Genomic DNA, 18,651 nt, shown 5'->3' on the forward strand with positions numbered 1-18,651 from the left:
ACCATTGAAGCAATGTTAAAAAAATCTTCAAACAAAAATCTCAATTCAGCAGCTCTTGTCAAATTAAAAGAAGCTGCTGCTGAGAACGAAAAAATGATTTACGCCATGCTGGAAACCTCGGAGGAGGGGCTCAGCGATAATACCGTAAAAGATCGTCTGAAAATTTATGGCAGGAATGAAATTGCCACACAGAAAGCCCCTTCATGGCTGAAGCAGTTTGCTCATTCTTTTTTTAATCCGTTTAATTATATTCTGGCCTGCATAGCGGTAATTTCTTTATTCATTGATGCCATTCTTGCTCCTGAGGGCGAGAAAGATTTCAGCACCAGTATCATTATTTCAGTCATGCTTCTGTTCAGTACAATTCTGAGATTTATTCAGGAATTCCGAAGCAACAAAGCCGCAGAAGCATTAAAGAAAATGGTAAAAACAAGCTGCCTTACCAAAAGAAAATTTCATGAAAGTGAAGAAATAGAAATTACTGAAATTGTCCCCGGTGATATCGTTATTTTATCCGCCGGTGATATGGTTCCTGCAGACTGCAGAATCCTTAAAAGCAAAGATCTTTTCATCAGCGAATCCATTCTGACAGGAGAAGCACTTCCTGTGGAAAAAAATGCACTCCCTGTCAAAGATGCTAAAGAGCGCAGTCCTCTTAGTCTTCAAAACATATGCTTTATGGGAACTAATGTAGTAAGCGGCTCAGCAACAGTGGTAGTTGCCAATACAGGTATTTTCACTTATTTCGGAAGCATCAGCCGAAGCCTGGTCTCCAAAAGACCCGAAACGGCGTTTGATATTGGTGTCAACAAAGTAAGCTATCTGCTGATCCGGTTTATGCTGGTTATGACTCCCGTTATTTTTATCATCAACGGATGGGTAAAAGGAGACTGGATGCAGGCTTTACTGTTTGCCATTGCCGTTGCTGTAGGATTAACTCCCGAAATGCTCCCTATGATTGTTACCGCCAATCTTGCCAAAGGAGCCGTCAACATGAGCAAAAAGAAAGTCATTGTTAAAAGGCTAAATGCCATCCAGAATATCGGAGCGATGGACATTCTCTGTACAGATAAAACAGGAACACTTACCCTGGACAAAATTGTATTGGAAACCCACCTTAACGTTCGTGGTATTGAAGATGATGAAGTATTGAAGTGGGGCTACCTCAACAGTTTTCATCAGACAGGCCTCAAAAATCTTTTGGATCAGGCTGTGCTGGATCATGCTGAAGTCCATAACCTGATGAAAGCAGATGAACTTTACCAGAAAGTAGATGAAATTCCCTTTGATTTTGAAAGAAGAAGAATGTCTGTAATTCTTAATACCTCCAAAGGAAGGCACCTGATGATCTGCAAAGGTGCAGTGGAAGAAATGCTCCCACTATGTCAATATGCTCTGGATCCCGGAGAAGATCACAGTCTGCATATTGAGAATGACAACACTGTTCCACTGGATCTTCACATGAAGCAGCAGATTATAAGAATGTCTGAAAAACTGAATGCCGAAGGACTGCGGGTTTTATTGATTGCTATCCGGGAATTTGATGGCGGCCATCCACTGAATTATTCCGTAGCAGACGAAAATCACCTTACCCTTACAGGATTCATGGGATTTCTCGATCCGGCAAAGCCTTCTGCTGAACCAAGTATCAAGGCTTTGCACAAACTGGGAGTTGAAGTAAAAGTGGTGACAGGAGACAACGATATTGTGGCTAAAAAAATATGTCATGATGTAGGAATTCCTATCAACACCATTATGCTCGGTGATGAGCTGGACAGCATCAGTGATGATGAACTTCGAAAGGATATGGATCTTTATTCTGTTTTTGCCAAAGTAAGCCCGCTACAGAAACAACGTATTGTAAAAATATTAAAATCGAAAGGTCACACCGTTGGTTTTATGGGTGACGGAATCAATGATGCAGCAGCTATAAAAGAAGCAGATGTAGGAATCTCTGTGGACACAGGAGCAGACATTGCCAAAGAAAGCGCAGACATCATCCTCCTGGAAAAAGACCTTATGGTCCTCAGAAGTGGAGTAATCTACGGAAGAAGAACTTTCGGGAATATTGTCAAGTATATAAAAATGACGGCCAGCAGCAATTTCGGGAATATGTTCAGTATGATCGGAGCCAGTGCACTGTTGCCTTTTCTGCCCATGCTTCCATTACAGATTTTAACCCAAAATTTACTGTATGATGTATCACAATCCTCCATTCCATGGGATACAATGGATAAAGATTTTCTGGAGAAACCGAAAAAATGGGAGGCTGGAAGCATTAAAAAGTTCATGCTTTATATCGGTCCTTTAAGTTCCATTTTTGACTATGTGACCTTTGCGATAATGTTTTTCATTTTCAAAGCCAATACCCCGGAACATCAAAGTTTGTTTCAGACAGGTTGGTTTGTGGAAGGTTTATTATCCCAAACCTTAATTGTTCATATCATCAGAACAAAAAAGATCCCATTTGTCCAAAGCTGGGCGGCCACACCAGTAGTTGCTTTAACGAGTTTAATTATGCTGATCGGAATTCTTATTCCTTTCAGTCCCATGGCAGGATACCTGAAAATGCAGCCACTGCCCCTGAACTATTTTCCTTATTTAATAGGAATTCTTACAGGATACTGTGTATTAACGCAGCTTGTTAAACAATGGTTTATCAGAAAATTCGGACAATGGCTTTAGCAATAAAAGTCATAACCGAAGATCTGTAAAATAAATTAAATAAAACAATGGTTATAAATAACTTATATGAGAAAAACAGTCTTAACAATGCTACTTTTGACATTTGTTACCTCTTGTAAAAACCCAAAAAGTGAAACCTTACAGGATCATGATCTCCGTATAAAAAATGATCGGGTGACCGTTCCGGAAAACAATCCTGTTTTCAAAAAAATCAAAACACAACCCGTTATCGAACAGGAGCACAGTGACGGCGTTGTTTCAGCAGGAACAATTCAGGCAATCCCGAATCATTATGCGGAAATTGCCAGTCCTTTTTCCGGAAGAATTACCCAGTCATTTATCCAGCTTGGGCAACGTGTTTCTGCCGGAAGTGCACTTTTTGAAATCCTTTCTTCTGATTATTTTTCAGTTCAAAAGGACTATACGGATGCTCTGAATGACGTACAGCTTGCCGAAAAAAATTACAGACGTCAGCAGGATCTTGTCAAACATGGAGTGGGTATTCAGAAAGAACTGGATGAAGCGGAAACCGATTTTAAAAATAAAAAAACATCCCTCTCCAATGCCTCTTCTGCGCTGAAAGTCTATAACAGTAAAGGCGGAAGTATAGGAAGTCCAATGGTTGTAAGAGCTCCCATCAACGGAGAAATTATTTCCAACAAAATTGTAAACGGGCAATATCTGAAAGGAGATGCCGATCCTGTAATAATTATTGCAGAATTATCCAAAGTCTGGATTTCCGGAGATGTAAAAGAAAAAGATATCAGGTTTGTCAATACAGGAGATCGGGTTTCTGTAAAAGTAAGTGCCTACCCCGACAAAAATATTACCGGAAAAGTATACCACATCAATGAAATCGTAGATGAAGATACCCGCAGCATCAAAGTCCTTATTGAATGTGACAATCCGGACAGAAAATTAAAACCGGGCATGTATGCCACTGTTAACTTTTCAACAACACCCGAAAAAACAGTCATGATTCCCGTAACTGCCCTGATGCAGCAGGATAACTTTCAGTATGTATGGATAAAAACCGGCAAAAATCAGTTTACCAAACGTACTGTAACAACAGGAGAAACCGACCAGAAAACAGTAAGAATAACATCTGGTATAAAACCCGGAGAAACCATTATGACCGAAGGAGGAATTTATTTGCTGGATGCTAAATAATGTAAATGAAAAACTATGAAGAAATTACTTACACTCTCCATACAGAAGAGATGGCTTATTCTCGCTCTCTTTCTTTTACTGGGATTCTTTGGATATTACTCTTGGACCAGACTATCCATAGAAGCCTACCCCGATATTGCAGACGTAACTTCCCAGGTGGTAACACAGGTTCCGGGTCTGGCCGCTGAAGAAGTGGAACAGCAGATCACCATTCCTTTGGAAAGATCACTGAATGGACTTCCGGGAATGCATGTGATGAGAAGCAAAAGTACCTTCGGACTTTCCATCATTACCATGGTCTTCGATGATGGTACAGATGATTATTGGGCCCGACAGCGTATTCAGGAAAGACTGACAGATGTAGAGCTTCCTTATGGTGCACAACCCGGGTTAGACCCCCTTACCTCTCCCATCGGCGAAGTATACCGGTATATCATTGAAAGCAACAACCATAGTCTTCGGGAACTGACAGATTTACAAAAATTTGTCATCATTCCCCGTATCAAACAGGTTTCGGGAATTGCCGATGTCACCAATTTCGGAGGAATTACCACCCAGTTTCAGATTGAGCTGGATCCTCATAAACTTGAGCAATATGGCCTGTCTTTGTCTGAAGTTACCGAAACAATATCCAAAAACAATGTCAGTGCCGGAGGAAGTATGCTTCCCCGCGGAAACATTGCCTATGTTATCCGGGGAATTGGTTTGGTAAAAGATCTAAACGATCTCGGAAAAATTGTAGTAAAAACCCAAAACGGAGTTCCGGTATTTCTGAATGATGTAGGAACATTAAAATACGGAAATCTGGAAAGAAAGGGAATTCTGGGTTACACCGACAGAAAACGTAATTATTCTGAAAGTGTGGAAGGGATCGTGCTTTTATTAAGAGGACAAAATCCCTCCCAGGTACTGGATGGAGTTCATGAAGCCATTGAAGAACTCAATAATGAAACGCTTCCCCCAGGGGTACAAATTCATGCTTTTCTGGATAGAACGGACCTCGTAAAAACAACCCTTACGACTGTTTCTCATACCCTTACTGAAGGAATTGTATTGGTTATCATAGTACTGATCGTATTTCTCGGAAGCTGGAGAGGTGCATTGCTGGTGGCTATCACTATTCCGCTCTCTTTACTGTTTGCTTTCATATTAATGCATTTTACCAACATTCCGGCCAATCTTCTTTCACTCGGAGCAATTGATTTCGGAATCATTGTGGATGGAGCTATTGTAATGCTGGAAACCATTCTGAAGAAAAGGGAAGAGAATCCTGAAGAAGCACTGGAAGAAAAAACAATTACCCAAAGGGTGATTGAAGTAGCCAAGCCCATTTTCTTTTCAACAATCATTATCATTACTGCTTATCTGCCGTTATTCGCTTTTGAGAGAGTAGAGAAAAAACTGTTTACCCCCATGGCTTTTACTGTAGGATATGCCTTATTGGGCGCACTCGCTGTGGCATTACTTCTGATCCCGGGACTGGCGTATGTTATCTACCACAAACCACAAAAGATCTATCACAATAGATGGCTGGAAAAACTCGCTGCAGCCTATGGAAAAAGAATAGAAAAAATAATGCAGACTCCCAAAAGAGTTGTTGTTCCGATCATCATTGTATTGATATCCTCCGGAATTCTGTCTTACACCGTAGGAAAAGATTTCCTTCCGGAGCTGGACGAAGGTTCTATATGGCTGCAGGTACAGCTGCCTCCGGGAATATCCTTAGCCCAATCAAAAGAAATGAGTGATACTCTTCGTGCCCGTACTCTAAAGCATTCCGAAATAACTTATATGATGGTGCAGGCAGGGCGTAATGATGATGGTACAGATCCATGGACCGCTTCTCACTTTGAAGTATCTGTTGGAATAAAGCCTTATAGCGAATGGCCTTCCGGGAAAACAAAAGCAGATCTCATCAAAGAACTTGCGGCAGATTATAAAGACATGCCTGGATTCACGGTAGGTTTTTCGCAACCTATGATTGACGGAGTAATGGATAAAATCTCCGGAGCTCACAGTGAGCTGGTTGTAAAAGTATATGGAGAAGACTTTAAAGAAACCAGACGTATTGCAGAAAATGTGTTGTCTACTTTAAATAAAATTCCGGGATCAGCAGATCTTGCTATCGATCAGGAACCACCGTTACCTCAGCTGCAGATCATTGCTAATAGAGATAAGATCGCTCAGTATGGATTAAATGTAGCGGATGTTGCTGACCTTATTGAAGTGGCGTTAGGAGGAAAAGCTATTTCCCAGATCTTTATCGGCAATAAAGTGTATGATATTTCATGCCGTTATACCGAAGACAGCCGCGATACTCCGGACAAAATCGGAAACCTTATGCTGACTTCAGCTTCCGGGGCGAAAATCCCACTATCACAGGTAGCAGAAGTGAAATTAAGCACCGGTGAAAGCACTATTACTAGAGAAATGAACAAAAGACATCTTACGGTAAAGCTTAATTTAAGAGGTACTGATCTTTCTTCGTTCCTGAAAAAAGCCCAGGATAAAATTGAAAAAGATATCCGATACGATCATGAGAAATACCAGATCAAATGGGGCGGACAGTTTGAAAATCAAAACAGGGCTTATTCAAGACTTGCATTTATTGTTCCATTGGCGTTAGCCATTATGTTTCTGTTATTATATGGTGCATTTGGAGATTTCAGACAGGCTTTGGTTCTGATGTCCATTGTCCCGTTAGCTTTATTTGGCGGAATGCTGGCACTCAACCTACGGGGAATGTCCCTGAATGTTTCTTCAGCAGTAGGATTCATTGCATTATTTGGGGTTGCCATTCAGAACGGTGTGATTATGATTTCTCACATTAATGATCTCCGCCAAAAAGGATATGATCTGAAACGGGCAGCCGTTAAAGGAGCCGGAGACCGTTTCAGACCGGTACTGATGACGGCAACAGTGGCTGTAATCGGATTATTCCCGGCATCATTGGCCACAGGAATCGGTTCTGATGTACAGCGTCCTTTGGCAACAGTAATTGTTTACGGACTGATGTTCTCTACTATTTTAACACTATTCGTGCTGCCGGCTATTTATTTTATGGCTGAGCACCGCAAGGAAAATCAAAATTTGGAATCAGATGAAAATTAAAGTTCATGTTATCATATTAACTGTAGTATTATTTAGCATTACAGGAATAAAGGCACAGGAAAAAGAGCTTTTACAATTTGAGGAATACCTGAGTCTTGTCGGAAATAAAAATCTTGGATATGCGTCTCAGAAATATAATGTCAGTATGGCTGAAGCAGCTATTCAGACCGCCAATATGTTTCCTGATCCTCAACTGGAAATGGAAACTACCAATAACGGTGTGAATCAGAATATGGGATACGTATATGGAGCATCAATCGGCTGGACATTAGAGCTTGGCGGTAAAAGAAAAGCAAGGGTAAATCTAGCCAGAAACCAGTCTGAGCTGAGTAAAATACAGTTACAGGATTTTTTCAGGAATCTTCGTGCTGATGCCAGTTTAGGATATATTGATGCATTAAAATCCAAAGCTTTACTTGAAGTTCAGCAGGATTCTTATAAAAATATGCTGCAGCTGGCAAAATCCGATAGTATACGGTATCGTTTGGGAACCATATCATTAGTTACATCCAAACAGAGCAAGCTTGAAGCCTCTTCCCTTCTCAACGAAGTCTATCAGGCTGAAAGCGCAGAACAGCAAGCTCTAACCGGTCTGTCCATATTTTTGGGAGACAGCAAAATAACAGACAGAGAAGCTGCCGGGGATTTCAATGCCTTCAACAGAGATTTCAGTATAGATGATCTTGTTCTTCAGGCATTGAATGAAAGAGCAGATCTATTGGCCGCCAGGCAAAATACGGAGGTTACCAAAAGCCAGATCAGCCTTGAAAAAGCCAATCGTGTTATTGATTTAGGCATCAGCGCCGGAGCTGAACGACACACTGAAGCGGTCAACGAGATTGCCCCTTCCCCTACTGTAAATGCTGTAAAAATGGGAATCAGCATTCCCCTGAAATTTTCCAACAGAAGAAATGCAGGATTAAAAATCGCAGAAATAGCCCATTCTCAGGCCGAAGTTGAATACAAACAGATCGAACAGATGATCAAAGCTGAGGTAATACAGGCATATCAGCAGTACACAGCAACTCAGAAACAGGTAAGACAATTCCACAACGGAATGCTTACAGAGGCCAAAACTATTCTGGAAGGCATTATTTACAGCTATAAAAGAGGAGAAAGTTCTATCCTTGAGGTGTTAAATGCCCAAAGAACCTATAACAATGTGAGAAAAGACTATTATCAGGCTCTTGCCGATAATGCAGCGGCTTTAATTGAACTTGAAAGAAAAGCAGGAATCTGGGATATTCATTTTTAGCTGGAAGAAGGAGGTTTATGGAAGCCAATGGATAGATGAAAATCACTTTATTAATTTGACAACTATATACAATTTTACACCATTGTCATTCTGACGAAGAAAGAATCCCATGTAAAGTTTAGATTCTTCATTTCACTACGTTAGATAGCAGGATTAATATAAAATTGGATATAAATATCAATAATTTTTAAAAAACTCAAAAAATTACCATCAAATGGCAATCAATAATTCTAACACAAATATTACTTCCAGCCTCCATTTCCCAGCATAAAAAAGCTCCGAAATCTATCTGATTTCGGAGCTTTTTTATCTCTTATACTGCGATTCATAAATTCTGATCCAGTCATCAGGAGTCATTTTCTTACTGAGTTCAGCGATCAGTTCAAAAGGAATATCGTCCACTTTTTTAAAACGGATACAGGATTTTCCCATGTCCAGTTTCTTTTTGGAATGTTTAGGGTATTCTGCTACGAACCAGTCCAGAAGTTCAGGTCTTGAATACAGCCCCATGTGATAAAGGGCTATAAAATTCTTCTGGGAAGCCAGATTGATGAATGGCAGCGGTGTACCGGGAGCACAGTGATATCCCGCAGGAAATGTTGCCAAAGGAACGACCCATCCAACCATGCCATAATTGGTAGCTTCTTCAAAACCGTTCGGGAGATTGTCATTCACCGTATCATAAAGTTTTTTGAAAGCTTCCTGTCTTTCCTCAGGAATTTTTGAGATATAATCTTCTATGGAAACTGACTGAATCTGCATATTGTATTTTTTTCTAAAATACGATTATTTTATAAAATTATATACACTGAACATCTGAACATCTTTGCTGCTCTTTTGAAGGAACATCATTTTATTCACATTCGGAACATACTGAATCATATTTCCGTCTGCAAAACCATAATTTTGGAAGAAATTTCTTCCTTTATAATCAAGACTTACTTCCAGAGGTTTCAGATTCGCAAAATCAAAAACTTTCATAGAAAATCCTGTGTTTCCAAAGGCTCCTTTAGGATAGAAAGCTGAAATATAAAGCTTTTCTCCAGCTTCAACGATATGAATTCTTTTTCCTGTAGAAGCTCCTGCAGCAACGAATTGCTTTACTTCTCCTTCTTTATTGAACTTGATCAGCATTCCGGCATCCAATGAATACACAGGATCAGGGAAGCGATTCATTGCCGTAGGCATAGGTCTTGTCACCGTTTCCTGCTGAACAGCCATTAAAGTCTCATCACCCTTTACAATTGTTTTGATGACCTTTACATCGCTCATATCTTTGCTCCCTGCTAAATTAGTATTGCTGATCACTGCTTTTCCTGACTTCATATCATAAAACATTACTGTGCCGAAAGTACTTGCACCAATGGTAACTGCTGCATTTTTTCTTCCAAAGGTTACCAGATAATCGCTGTCATTTTTACTGAATGCATATAATTTCTCAGGAATATATTTGTCATCAAACGGAAGATCCTTGTCCTCTGTGTTAGAAACAAGTTCCAGCTTATAAGATTCTTTCCATCCTGCAGCCTTACGCAATACGACAATTTTCGCTGAGTTCGTCAGTGTCAAAGACTTTTCAACATAATCATTGCTTAATGTGATTTCTTTGTTCCAGACCGGAGAAAGGGTTCTCAGATCCAGGACCAGCACATCATTCACATTATCGGTCTTTTTGTTGGCATATCTGTCATTGAAGATCGCAGCATATTTTCCGTTTTCTGAGAAAAGAACATACGTTGTTCCTGATTTATTGGTAGATTCAATGCTGTATTTTGCAATGCTTTTTGTGGTAAAAGTACCTTCTTTTTTACTGAAAACATGCTGAAAAACTTCCTTCCTGTTTTCTTTACCGAAATACTCTTCCGTAAATGCTATAAATTTATCATCATCGATCTGCTGTGATCCCAGATAATTGTGAAGCACGCCGTTTGTTTTATTCGCGTAATCTTTTACATAGGTGTCCACAAGACTTCCGTTCTGATCCAGTTTTCTCATCAGTAATTTCTTATGAGGGAAAACATTTCTCATAAGGCCGTCAATATTGATGGCACTGAACATATAAGAATTGTAATCATCTGCCAATACCAGTTTATCATCAGTTTCAAGATTGGCATCCACAGTAAATTTTGTTCCTTCAGTCACTTTTGTCTGCGCATAAGCGCACACAGAAGCAGTAATTAATGCCGAAGCAATAATCTGTTTAATCATATTGTTTTTCTTTAGTTATTATAAATTTTTTCTTCTAATCTTTTCAGCTCAAGATTAGCATCGTAGGATAGTTTGATATCTACAAGATGTTCCTGCAGTTCATTTAAATATTTCTCGGCTTCCTGATAATTGCCTAAAGCAATGTTTAATCTGATCAGGTTAAAATAAAGATATTCTCCTATTTTCTGGTTGTAAACAGCCTTTTTATCATTGTAATTCACTTTTGTAAGGACTGCTTTCCAAAGATCAATTCCTTTCTGCATATTTTCCATGGCGACTTTATTCGGTGCATAATCCGATTTTGCCTGAAGTTTTTTCAGATTGGTTGTTACATAGATATAGGCTTTCTCCAGATCATCATATTCTCCTTTATTCTTTACAGTGGACAGTGTCACCGTAGAATTGATCGTCTGGTAACCGAAGTTTTCATTGATAATGTTCCTTGTGCGGTCCATCATTCTCTGCAGATATCTTTTTTCCTGAGCATTCAGGTTGATTTCATTCGTTGGAACACTTGCCACTTCAGTAAAATCCGAAAAATAGGTCTTATCAAGTTTTACAGCTCCACCTTGTTTTGCTATTATTCTCGTAGGCTGATTGGCAAAAGTTTTTCCCTGATTGTCCTGAAAGTTGGTTCTCTCCATTTCAATAACAATGTCAAGATAGTTTCCCCCTTTTGAAAATCCTGATACATCTATTTGGGAAGCCAGAATCTTATTATCCACAATCAGGGCATCTCTAAGATCAGGCTGCTGATAAATAGGCATTGGAGGAATATTAAGAATAGGTCTTGAAGGTAATCTCAGCACAGGAGCTCCGTTGGTTGCTGCAATTTTTTCAACCGCAGATAATTTATTGTATTCTGCAGATTCCAGTTTGTACTTTTCCTGCAGTTTCTTTACCTCAGCATCGTAGTCTTTTAATCTTTCCTGATGCTCGTACTTGGCATTTTCAACATTCGTCTGGTAATTGTCCACCTTTCTCTGATAATCTTCTTTTGATAATCTTACAGCATCATCTTTCGTGATATTATAGGGTGATTTTACCGTAATCGTATAATTTCTATTGGAAAGTTCTGTAGGAAATACCGGTTCTTTCAAAAGCTGGAAGCTTATTATTTCTTTATCAATTCTCTGTGCCTGTGAAAATCCGGAACACAATAAGGGCAGTAAAAAAAGTAGTTTAAATGTATTCATGTACGTTATAGTTTTCGGCACAAATGTATAATAATTTTATCAACAATTTTTGATATTTTTTTTCCAGTTATTATTTAAATTCATCACAAAAAAGGCAGCCACACGAATGCAACTGCCTACAGAAATTATTAACTCAAAAAATTTTATTTTTTAATGGCTTTTACTGTTGATCTTGAACCATCTTTAAAGTTCATTGTCACTAAATATAAACCGGCATTCAGTTCTCCTAACTGAAGTTCTGTAGTTGGATTATCAATAATTTTCACCACTCTTCCTGCTACATCTGTAACAGTTACAGATTTAACGTTCTTGATGTCCGCAACGTGAAGGACATCTTTGAAAGGATTAGGGTACACATTGACCTCTTTTTTCTTCACAGATGTTTCAGCAGTACTTAAGTTAGACTGTGTAAGCGAAAAATCATCAAATCCCATATAGTATGGATCCGTTGTTGTATTGAAAGCTTTAATTCCAAATGAATAATCACCAGTAGATGAAGGAATATATGTAACGGTAACTTTAGTATAATTGGTACTATTACCTCCTCCGGCGGCTGTTTGATCAGGTGTGATAAATGTTGTTAAACTGGTTGCTCCGGTCGCCGTTTGTGCATTGTTGACCAATACTTCATTTTGCCAGCCTGCATATCCATCTCCTACCCAGTAGAATGAGAAATCATATGATGTTCCTGCAGTTAATGTAAATGTAGGTGTCCATAAATATGCAGCATTGCTATATGGATAATAAATTGTCAAATAGTTTGGTGCAGATTTAGGATCATTGTAGGTCTGCTGGGAAGCATTTGCTGACGTAAAATTATATGAAGATGAACTTCCTCCCGGAGTTTGTTTCCAGCAATTCGGAATGATCGCAGAACCAATAGTTGTCATTGCATCAAAATTTTCGCTCCAAGGCAGTGTAGTTACCGGAACACACAGGGTTGTAAATGATGTGGAAGTAGCACTCCAGATACTCTTATCAGTTGCACTGCAGTTAGATCTCACCCATGCATAATATGTTGTAGCAGGCTGCAGTCCGCTTAACGGTGCGGAAGTAGTGGTAGAAGTTGCAGAGTTTGAAGCTGTTAAAACAGTAGAAGCATCAGGTGCAGTATTGCTTGTACTGTAATATACTTCGTACCCGCTTGCAGGAACTGACGAAGGTGCTGTCCATCCAATCGTTGCTGAATTCACACTTGCATTTGACGATGTAATTGCAGTGGGCTCAAAGCAAGAAGGAATATTCTGAACAGTAATGTTATCGATATAGATAGAACGGGATGTACCCCCTAAACCATGCTTAAATGCCAACTGCAGATCCGATCCTGCAGGAATATTCACTGTATATTGTGTATGGGTAGTTGTTAAAGCAATAGGAGAACCAATTTGTGTAAAAGACGCAGGGTCCGCAGGATTCGATAATGTACCTACCAATAATGTATAATTACTTCCTCCTCCTCTTGCATAGAATCTTACACGTTTGGTGCCGTCTGAAAGGTTCACTGTTGGAGGCGCAACCAACATCTGACTGCCCGTGGTAGCCGTTGAATTAGTCATATAATAGGCATTGGGTGCCGAATAACTATTTGACGTAGTTACGTAGCCATACCCTGCAAATGATGCACTTTCCAGATATGCCCAGCAGCTTGGAGCATTGGTATTTGAGCTGGAACCTGTACTTGTGGTATCAAAGTTTTCTGTATAAGGAACAGTGAAAGTAGAGCAGGCTGTCTTAAATGTTCCTGCAAAAGACCATACACTTTGACCTGTTGCAGTGTTACAGTTGGATCTTACCCAATAATAATAGGTAGTATTGGAATTAAGCCCTCCTATTGTTGTACTTGTTCCTGTTACCCCCGGATAAGTAGGTGTTACTGAGCTTGCAGGTGTTGTGTTTGAAGTACTGTGGTATACATCATAACTGGCAGCATTACCTGTCCATGAAACTAAAGCGGAATTGGCAGTTATTCCGGAAACCGCCTGTAATACAGGAGGCGCACAATCCGAATAAACATCTGCTGAAAAAGCAAAAATGTTCGGTATTCCTGAACCGCTTGCTTTGGTTACCGTTACACTTTGTACAAACTTTGTCTGATTGGCAGCATCTATTGTTAATGCTGTCTGATAAAGTCTCGGATCCGTGGTGTTGGGTTCCAGGCCGTCTGTTGTTATTTTAATTCTTCCGATTCCCTGTATGGCAAAATTGGCACCTCCATACCAGTCATTAAGGCTTATATTGGAAAATGCCTGTGTGCTTCCATCAGAAAAATTAACCGTTACATTTACTGCAGAGGTTCCACTTCCGCTGGTGGAAAGCATATACAGAGTAAAAGCAGGTTTAGGTGTTGTAAAAGTAAGAGTTCCACTGTCATTTGCAGCGGCCAGCCTTAAAGAGTTATTTCCACTGTAGTTTCCTAAGACATAGCTAAGCCCCGGAGTTCCCGCAACGACAGAATTAATAATTCCATCTACCGGCAAACCATAGGAAAGCGGTGTGCTCGTGGAAGTTAATTGAAAATCTTTTGAAACAAAAGCATAAGAAACTCCATCTACATCATTATTTGTAGAAACTGACGAGGAGCCTACTCCGTTTGCAATTACATCTGCGGTATAGCCTGAGGAAACCGGCATTGTTTGAAAATTCTGAGCCATCATTGCAGAGGCAGAAAATAGAGCAATAGCAGGTATCACTCTAGAAAATAAATTTATTACCATTTTAATCACATTTATGGCGAAATTAAGGAAAAATAACAATACAAAAATATTATTTTTAACAAAATCATAACATTTATTTTAAATACATGAAAAATCAATATTAAAACCCCTTAAATAGGTGAATTTTAAAGAGAATGTAAAGTTCATTAAACATCTTTCTTATTGGCTCATAATTTTATTATTGAGAAATTAAATCCTATTTTTGTCATACAAATTTTTTGAACAATGCCGAATATTTCAAACAGAGCACTGCATATGCCGCCATCGCCGGTAAGAAAACTGGTTCCCTTTGCTTTACAAGCAAAACAGAAAGGAATAAAAGTATATCACCTTAATATCGGACAGCCTGATATTGAAACTCCGGAAACAGCTTTAAATGCTTTAAAGAATATCGATTTAAAAGTATTGGAATATGCGCTTTCTGAAGGTAATATCGAATACAGAAAAGCCCTTACTGAATATTATCATTCATTAGGCTTCTCAGATCTTACTCCCGATAACTTCATTGTTACTAACGGAGGTTCTGAAGCTCTTAACTTTGCGATTTCCACTTTATGTGACGAAGGTGATGAAGTGATTATTCCTGAACCTTACTATGCCAACTACAATGGATTTACCAGTACATTTGATGTGAATGTAGTCGCTGTACCATCTACCATTGACACAGGTTTTGCCTTACCTCCTGTTGAAGAGTTCGAGAAAAAAATCACAGAAAAAACAAGAGCGATCATTATCTGTAACCCTGGAAACCCTACCGGATATCTTTATACCCGTGAGGAACTACAGAAACTTGCAGAAATTGCTTTGAAATATGACATCGTTATCATCTCTGATGAAGTATACAGGGAATATGTATATGACGGGAAACAGCAGATTTCAATGCTTGATTTCCCTGAACTTGCTGAAAACTGTATCATCATTGACTCAGAATCCAAGCGTTACTCTATGTGTGGGGTAAGAATCGGATGTATGGTTACCCGTTCCAATAAGATCCGTAATGCGGCTATGCTTTTTGCCCAGGCAAGACTAAGCCCTGTTCTTTTGGGACAGATTGCTGCAACAGCAGCACACCAGAATGACGGTCCTTATATCAGAGCAGTAAGAGAAGAATATACTCACAGAAGAAATATACTGGTAGATCTTTTAAATGCTATTCCTGGCGTGATCTGTCCTAAGCCAAAAGGAGCCTTCTACTGTGTTGCAGAACTTCCGGTAGATGATACTGAAAAATTTGCCCAGTGGCTGCTTGAAAAATATTCTCTTAATAACGAAACCATCATGGTTGCGCCTGCAGGAGGATTCTACAGCAATCCTGAATTAGGTAAAAAGCAGGTAAGAATTGCCTACGTTCTGAAAGAAGAGGATTTAAAAAGAAGTGCTGAAATTCTTAAGGAAGCTTTAAAGAAGTACAGAGAAGAATTCAGCCTGTAAAAACATACTCTATGCCGACAACAAAAAAACTCTATCTGAAAATCCTGTTTTCGATTCTTTTGCTGTCGGCATTGTTTTCCTGTGACTCCAAAAAAACACATGAGTCATCTGTTTCCCATAATAATCCGTACGAGATTACATTTGTCAGCGTATCTGAAATCGGAGGCCGTCTTGGAAGCTACAGGATCATCAAGGCCACAAAAGATTCTGTTTTTGCAGAAAAAGGAATGACAGCCGGTAAAACCCATAAAGAATGGGCATCCGCCATCAATTCCGAAACCTGGAAAAAACTGATATCATCAGTCAATATTACAGATCTTGATCATATCAAAAGTTCTCCCAGCCAACAGTCCGTAGACGGAATTGATGAAACCTTCCAGATCCGGACTCCAAAAAAATCACATATTTATGTGAATGCCTATACAGATACTTTACATTATAAACAGCTAGAACAATTTAAAGAACAATTAGACAAGATTCTTCCCAAAGAATACCAATAAAACATGCAGGAAAATTTTTCATTAAAACCTTATAACACGTTCGGTGTTGAAGCCAAGGCCCGATACTTTACTGAAATCAATACTATTGATGAATTAAAAGAGGCCCTCATTTTTGCCAAGACCCAATCTCTTCAGCTTCTGTTTCTGGGGGGAGGTAGTAATATCCTTCTTACCAAAAATTTTGATGGCATTGCTATCAGACTTAATTTAAAAGGGATCTCTGAAGAGTATATTAATGAAAATGAAGTATGGGTAACCGCAAAAGCAGGTGAAAACTGGCATGAATTTGTGATGTGCTGTTTACAGAAAAATTATGGCGGACTCGAAAACCTTTCTTTAATTCCCGGAAATGTAGGAACTTCTCCAATGCAGAATATCGGAGCTTACGGAACGGAGATTAAAGATATTTTTGTCAGCTGTGAGGTATTGGATTTAGAAGATCTTGAACTGAAAACTTTCAATCTTGAACAGTGTAGATTTGGTTACAGGGATTCTATTTTCAAGCAGGAAGGAAAAGGCAGGTATGTTATTCTTGAAGTAACTTTTAAACTGACTTCAAAAGATCACCATATCAAAACGGAATATGGTGCCATCAAATCCGAACTGGAAAATCTTGGCATTGAAAATCCAACGATTCAGGATGTTTCTCAAGCAGTCATCAATATCAGACAAAGCAAACTGCCGGATCCTAAAGAAATCGGGAATGCCGGAAGTTTTTTCAAAAACCCAACCATTCCTCTGGCTCAGTTTGAAGCACTGAAACAAAAATTTGAAAATATTCAGGGTTATCCAAACGGAAATATGGTAAAAGTTCCTGCCGGATGGCTGATTGAGCAATGTGGATGGAAAGGAAAACAAATCGGAAATGTTGCTTCACACAAATTGCAGTCTCTGGTGATCATCAATGCAACAGGAAATGCAACAGGAAAAGAGATTTTTGATTTTTCCACAGAGATCATTAATTCTGTGAAAGAAAAATTCGGGATAGAGCTTGAACGGGAAGTAAATATTATTTAATCTAAAAATATACAAAGACTGATTCATATGAATACAGTCTTTTTTATAACCTGTTGGATAAACGCTAAGCTTAATTCAAAATCAAATTCATACCCAGTCTCTGAAAAATCATTATTTTAGCTAAAAAAATTTACAATCCGTAATGAAAATAGCTATTCTTGGAGCCGGAAATATGGGACTTTCTTTTTCAAAATCATTTTTGAAATATGAACTGATCAAGCCTGAACACCTTCATCTGATTATCAGAAATCAGGAGAAAATCACCAAAATAGCTGAAGAATTCCCCAAATCTAAAATCTCCACTTTTGAAGAAGTGAAAGACATTGATGCAGATTTGATCATCATTGCTGTAAAACCTCAGGATTTTCAAACAGTAGCTCAAAACATCCAATTTACTTTAAAAGAAAACCAGATGGTTTTATCCATCATGGCCGGAATCAATATTGAAAAAATTCAAAAATTACTGAATCATCCGCTTGTCGTAAGAGCAATGCCCAATTCTCCTACCCTTCTGGGAATGGGAATCACCGGATATACTGCAGCCAACGGAATTTCTTTCAGCCAGTTAATCAATATTGAAAGATTGCTGAACAGTACCGGAAGATCGGTTTACCTGGAAGAGGAAGAGCTCCTTGATGGTGTAACAGCACTTTCAGGAAGTGGCCCGGCTTATTTTTATTACATTATTGATGCAATGATTAAGGCAGGTATTGAAATGGGAATCGAAGAAAATCTTTCTAAACTTTTTGTAAAGCAGACAATGCTGGGCGCTTATCACCTGATCAATAATTCAGAAAAGAATCTTGAGGAACTGATTAAAGATGTCGCATCTAAGGGCGGAACTACGGAAGCTGCCTTAAAAACATTTGAAGAAAACAGTTTTAAAGAAATTCTGAAACAGGGAATTCTAAATGCTGAAAAACGCGCGAAAGAACTTAACCGTTAAATCTTCTTTCAATCATTCTGAACAATACCCATCCCAGATACACCCCAAAAGTATTCAGAATGATATCGTCTACCTCAAATATACCCATTCTTGTAAAATATTGAAGTGCTTCAACAATAACAATACATGAGATAAAACCAAAAATCAGGGGTTTCAGTTTTTTCAGTCCGGGAATGATCCAGCCCAGAAATCCAAAAGGGATAAACATGATAATATTGCCCAAAACAATCTTGATAATATCTATGGTCTTATTCGGTCCCCGGATAAATTTTATCGTTGAGAAAACAGGTTCTACAGTAATAAGATTATCCTCATACTGAAATCTGCCCATCCCTAAAAACATCAGATAGAGCAAAAACAGAGTATATGGGATAATAATAATTTTATATATTTTCTTTAACATTGAACTGCTAATATA

The 18,651-nt window shown here is 38.8% G+C and carries 13 protein-coding genes; 8 read left to right on the forward strand and 5 right to left on the reverse strand.

The window, feature by feature from the left end; translation table 11 throughout:
- The first annotated feature begins 12 nt into the window (after positions 1-12).
- The 4 genes from mgtA to AC3FI7_RS12155 all read left to right on the forward strand — a co-directional run bounded on the left by mgtA (position 13) and on the right by AC3FI7_RS12155 (position 8,221).
- Complete coding sequence (mgtA, locus tag AC3FI7_RS12140; protein WP_491460203.1) at positions 13-2,685, forward strand: magnesium-translocating P-type ATPase; 2,673 nt, start codon at positions 13-15, stop codon at positions 2,683-2,685.
- 66 nt (positions 2,686-2,751) lie between these two features.
- Positions 2,752-3,855: an efflux RND transporter periplasmic adaptor subunit gene (locus AC3FI7_RS12145; RefSeq protein ID WP_142723956.1), complete on the forward strand. Its 1,104-nt coding sequence runs from the start codon at positions 2,752-2,754 to the stop codon at positions 3,853-3,855.
- A 15-nt stretch (positions 3,856-3,870) separates the two neighbouring features.
- Positions 3,871-6,966, forward strand: a complete 3,096-nt coding sequence (locus AC3FI7_RS12150) for an efflux RND transporter permease subunit (protein ID WP_491460204.1) — start codon at positions 3,871-3,873, stop codon at positions 6,964-6,966.
- Entirely contained in the window at positions 6,956-8,221 is a 1,266-nt protein-coding gene (locus tag AC3FI7_RS12155; RefSeq protein ID WP_491460205.1) for a TolC family protein, read from the forward strand. Before AC3FI7_RS12150 ends, AC3FI7_RS12155 begins: the two co-directional genes overlap by 11 nt.
- Before the next feature lie 306 nt (positions 8,222-8,527).
- Here AC3FI7_RS12155 and AC3FI7_RS12160 read toward each other — a convergent pair whose 3' ends face one another.
- From AC3FI7_RS12160 to AC3FI7_RS12175, 4 genes are all read right to left on the reverse strand, one after another.
- Positions 8,528-8,983 carry a DUF1801 domain-containing protein gene (locus AC3FI7_RS12160; RefSeq protein ID WP_142723952.1) on the reverse strand — a complete coding sequence of 152 codons (456 nt, stop codon included), beginning with the start codon at positions 8,981-8,983 and terminating at the stop codon, positions 8,528-8,530.
- A gap of 24 nt (positions 8,984-9,007) precedes the next feature.
- Positions 9,008-10,429 carry a hypothetical protein gene (locus tag AC3FI7_RS12165; protein ID WP_343659671.1) on the reverse strand — a complete coding sequence of 474 codons (1,422 nt, stop codon included), beginning with the start codon at positions 10,427-10,429 and terminating at the stop codon, positions 9,008-9,010.
- Positions 10,430-10,440: 11 nt separating this feature from the next.
- Positions 10,441-11,625 carry a hypothetical protein gene (locus AC3FI7_RS12170; protein WP_491460206.1) on the reverse strand — a complete coding sequence of 395 codons (1,185 nt, stop codon included), beginning with the start codon at positions 11,623-11,625 and terminating at the stop codon, positions 10,441-10,443.
- A 143-nt stretch (positions 11,626-11,768) separates the two neighbouring features.
- The gene (locus AC3FI7_RS12175) at positions 11,769-14,339 is read right to left on the reverse strand and encodes a fibronectin type III domain-containing protein (RefSeq protein ID WP_491460207.1); all 2,571 of its coding nucleotides are present in this window, start codon (positions 14,337-14,339) and stop codon (positions 11,769-11,771) included.
- Positions 14,340-14,564: 225 nt separating this feature from the next.
- Between AC3FI7_RS12175 and AC3FI7_RS12180 the strand changes: the two genes are divergently transcribed.
- From AC3FI7_RS12180 to proC, 4 genes are all read left to right on the forward strand, one after another.
- Positions 14,565-15,770: a pyridoxal phosphate-dependent aminotransferase gene (locus tag AC3FI7_RS12180; RefSeq protein WP_142723945.1), complete on the forward strand. Its 1,206-nt coding sequence runs from the start codon at positions 14,565-14,567 to the stop codon at positions 15,768-15,770.
- Between the two features lie 11 nt (positions 15,771-15,781).
- Positions 15,782-16,270, forward strand: coding sequence for a hypothetical protein (locus tag AC3FI7_RS12185; protein WP_142723943.1), 489 nt, complete (start codon positions 15,782-15,784; stop codon positions 16,268-16,270).
- Between the two features lie 3 nt (positions 16,271-16,273).
- On the forward strand, positions 16,274-17,287 hold the full coding sequence (murB, locus tag AC3FI7_RS12190) for a UDP-N-acetylmuramate dehydrogenase (RefSeq protein ID WP_491460208.1): 1,014 nt from the start codon (positions 16,274-16,276) through the stop codon (positions 17,285-17,287).
- A gap of 142 nt (positions 17,288-17,429) precedes the next feature.
- Entirely contained in the window at positions 17,430-18,233 is an 804-nt protein-coding gene (gene proC, locus AC3FI7_RS12195; RefSeq protein ID WP_142723940.1) for a pyrroline-5-carboxylate reductase, read from the forward strand.
- Here proC and AC3FI7_RS12200 read toward each other — a convergent pair.
- Positions 18,223-18,636, reverse strand: a complete 414-nt coding sequence (locus tag AC3FI7_RS12200) for a VanZ family protein (protein ID WP_142723938.1) — start codon at positions 18,634-18,636, stop codon at positions 18,223-18,225. The genes proC and AC3FI7_RS12200 overlap by 11 nt on opposite strands.
- Between the last annotated feature and the right edge of the window lie 15 nt (positions 18,637-18,651).

Source organism: Chryseobacterium sp. TQ-BC-N36 (assembly GCF_058382295.1).

What these genes read in the sequence shown, in the direction of transcription:
- proC (WP_142723940.1), top strand. Translation starts at nt 17,430, where the DNA reads ATGAAAATAGCTATTCTTGGAGCCGGAAATATGGGACTTTCTTTTTCA.
- mgtA (WP_491460203.1), top strand. Translation starts at nt 13, where the DNA reads ATGTTAAAAAAATCTTCAAACAAAAATCTCAATTCAGCAGCTCTTGTC.
- AC3FI7_RS12165 (WP_343659671.1), bottom strand. Translation starts at nt 10,429, where the DNA reads ATGATTAAACAGATTATTGCTTCGGCATTAATTACTGCTTCTGTGTGC.
- AC3FI7_RS12155 (WP_491460205.1), top strand. Translation starts at nt 6,956, where the DNA reads ATGAAAATTAAAGTTCATGTTATCATATTAACTGTAGTATTATTTAGC.
- AC3FI7_RS12200 (WP_142723938.1), bottom strand. Translation starts at nt 18,636, where the DNA reads ATGTTAAAGAAAATATATAAAATTATTATTATCCCATATACTCTGTTT.
- AC3FI7_RS12150 (WP_491460204.1), top strand. Translation starts at nt 3,871, where the DNA reads ATGAAGAAATTACTTACACTCTCCATACAGAAGAGATGGCTTATTCTC.
- AC3FI7_RS12160 (WP_142723952.1), bottom strand. Translation starts at nt 8,983, where the DNA reads ATGCAGATTCAGTCAGTTTCCATAGAAGATTATATCTCAAAAATTCCT.
- AC3FI7_RS12145 (WP_142723956.1), top strand. Translation starts at nt 2,752, where the DNA reads ATGAGAAAAACAGTCTTAACAATGCTACTTTTGACATTTGTTACCTCT.
- AC3FI7_RS12180 (WP_142723945.1), top strand. Translation starts at nt 14,565, where the DNA reads ATGCCGAATATTTCAAACAGAGCACTGCATATGCCGCCATCGCCGGTA.
- murB (WP_491460208.1), top strand. Translation starts at nt 16,274, where the DNA reads ATGCAGGAAAATTTTTCATTAAAACCTTATAACACGTTCGGTGTTGAA.
- AC3FI7_RS12175 (WP_491460207.1), bottom strand. Translation starts at nt 14,339, where the DNA reads ATGGTAATAAATTTATTTTCTAGAGTGATACCTGCTATTGCTCTATTT.
- AC3FI7_RS12185 (WP_142723943.1), top strand. Translation starts at nt 15,782, where the DNA reads ATGCCGACAACAAAAAAACTCTATCTGAAAATCCTGTTTTCGATTCTT.
- AC3FI7_RS12170 (WP_491460206.1), bottom strand. Translation starts at nt 11,625, where the DNA reads ATGAATACATTTAAACTACTTTTTTTACTGCCCTTATTGTGTTCCGGA.